Annotated in this window: 2 protein-coding genes; one reads left to right on the top strand and one right to left on the bottom strand. The window is 51.7% G+C overall.

Annotation, left to right across the window (positions count from 1 at the left end; translation table 11 throughout):
• Window positions 1-683: pyocin knob domain-containing S74 family peptidase (locus tag ENTMO_RS24690; protein WP_010431844.1), on the top strand; the 683-nt coding region annotated here is incomplete at its 5' end.
• Here ENTMO_RS24690 and ENTMO_RS26275 read toward each other — a convergent pair.
• A complete protein-coding gene (locus ENTMO_RS26275; protein ID WP_029485102.1) occupies window positions 649-1923 on the bottom strand; it encodes a phage tail fiber protein in 1275 nt (424 codons plus the stop codon). The genes ENTMO_RS24690 and ENTMO_RS26275 overlap by 35 nt on opposite strands.
• Between the last annotated feature and the right edge of the window lie 6 nt (window positions 1924-1929).

Genomic DNA, 1929 nt, shown 5'->3' with positions numbered 1-1929 from the left:
TCGGTTTAGGAAGTAGCGCCACGATGGACGTCGGAACGGTTTCAGGTAACGTCATGCAGGTAGGCGCGTTCGGATTACCATCAGGTGATGCTAGAGCCTTTAAAACAGATATGGCGGTTGCACCTGACGGGACGAATTTCAACAACCTCACTGAACCAGGCACTTACCGTTTGCTTTTAGATATGGCGAAATCAACCTCAGGACCTATCACCAGTTGGTATGGATATGTTCAAAATTATGTTCGAATTGCTGACGCGGCCTTAACGCAGTTTTGCTTGCCTTATGCCAGCAAAACCGATGCGGGAAGATTTTTTTTCAGGGGCTACAACACTGATGCATGGTGTCCATGGAAGGAGATCATGACTTCAGCTGTGTCTGACAGAACTATGAAAAACATCGGTGATGACCTCGAGCTGGAAGAGGCGCTGCAAAATATTTGCAGGATGGAGTTTAAGCACTTTACTTTTAAGGACGATGAAACCCAGACCCCACGTCGTGGCGTTATCTCTCAGCAGATTGAAACTATCGACCCTGAGTACGTCAAAGAAATTGGTGGGCTGCTGCACCTCGACCAGACCCCCATGTTGCTCGATGCGCTGGCATCAATCAAAGCCCTGGCAAACCGTGTCAGAGTTTTAGAGGAAGACGCTAAAAATCCTGCGCCTGGTTCATCCGCTGGTTAAACAAAGAATCGCCGGGCATATCCAGGCGAACATCGATCCAGCTGTTCGTCGGGACATCCATCGGCTCTCCTTTCGCTTTGATGATCTCTCCGTCATCGCCCAGCGTGTATTTGCGCTTAAAGAGGCGGATTGTCAGCTCGCCGTTGTCGGTTTGCTCAGCTTCAACCACACCCAATTCTCCCATGCCGCCAGGGTCCATTGGCGGAAGGAGTTTCCATCCTTCAGACGCCAGGCCTGCTGAACCATTAAGCGCATAAACGCCGATATCGAGGCGAGAAAGGGGTACTCGGTCCGCCTCAGCATTCGCTGTGCCGCACCCGCACCAGACAAAACCATCCTTCGTTATATCAGCGCGCTGACATGTATCCTGGCTCGCTACGATCCTGGCAACTGGTGAGGCAGCTTTAATGCTGCCATCAGATGCAACTGTAGTGTTTGCAGTCGTGTATACCTTTTTCCACAGATACTGGCCACCAGGCTGATGAGTCGTCTGAATAAATGCCTGACCATCTGTAGTCCAGACGAACCAGGATAAGGATGGTGAGCCATCAAATTGGAGCTGAAGGCCAACACCCGAACCACCAGGATTATTTATTGTAGATCCTGTATATCTTCCAAACCCCAACAAACTGGTATCAGAAAAATTATCAATATGTCTTGGGTTTCCCAACCCAAGAGAGCCTACCGTAGGCAATGTTGAGGAACCAGAACCCGGAGAAATTTTATCGCTGGTGATTCCCCTTGTTGCCGCATCTCCTAAACCGAGGTTTGTGCGAGCGTCTTCTGCCTTTGTTGCCCCGGTACCGCCGTCAGCAACAGCCAGCGCGCCGTTACTACCTTTCTGCGCCAGTTTGCCGATGCCGGGGATAGTCACGGGGGTGCCGTTTATGGTTACCGTGATGCTCTGGTTTGCTGAGGTAGTCGCGAACGTCTCCCACGCGCCAATATTCTCGTCGTACTCTTTGATGAGCTGTGACATGGCCTGCGCCAGGCCGTCGACAGAGATATTGTCTGATATCAGAATGCCGTACTTCTGGCCGCTCAGCGCCGGGGAAGCGGCAGGCGTAACCGTCATTGACGTGGCACTGTTCACGGATGAAATCTGGAAAAGCTGCACCGGGTTAGACATCACGATAATCGTCTGGCCAGCGCGAACCTGGCTGGCAGGAGCCGTCCAGTTCGTGCCGGTGCCGGTTGCTGTGTTTCCGTTAATGGCGATGGTGCCGGTGTTATAAAGCATATTTTC

This window comes from Enterobacter mori LMG 25706 (genome assembly GCF_000211415.1).
In the GTDB taxonomy this organism is placed as follows: Bacteria; Pseudomonadota; Gammaproteobacteria; order Enterobacterales; family Enterobacteriaceae; genus Enterobacter; species Enterobacter mori.
This window is presented reverse-complemented; position numbering and strand designations above follow the sequence as displayed.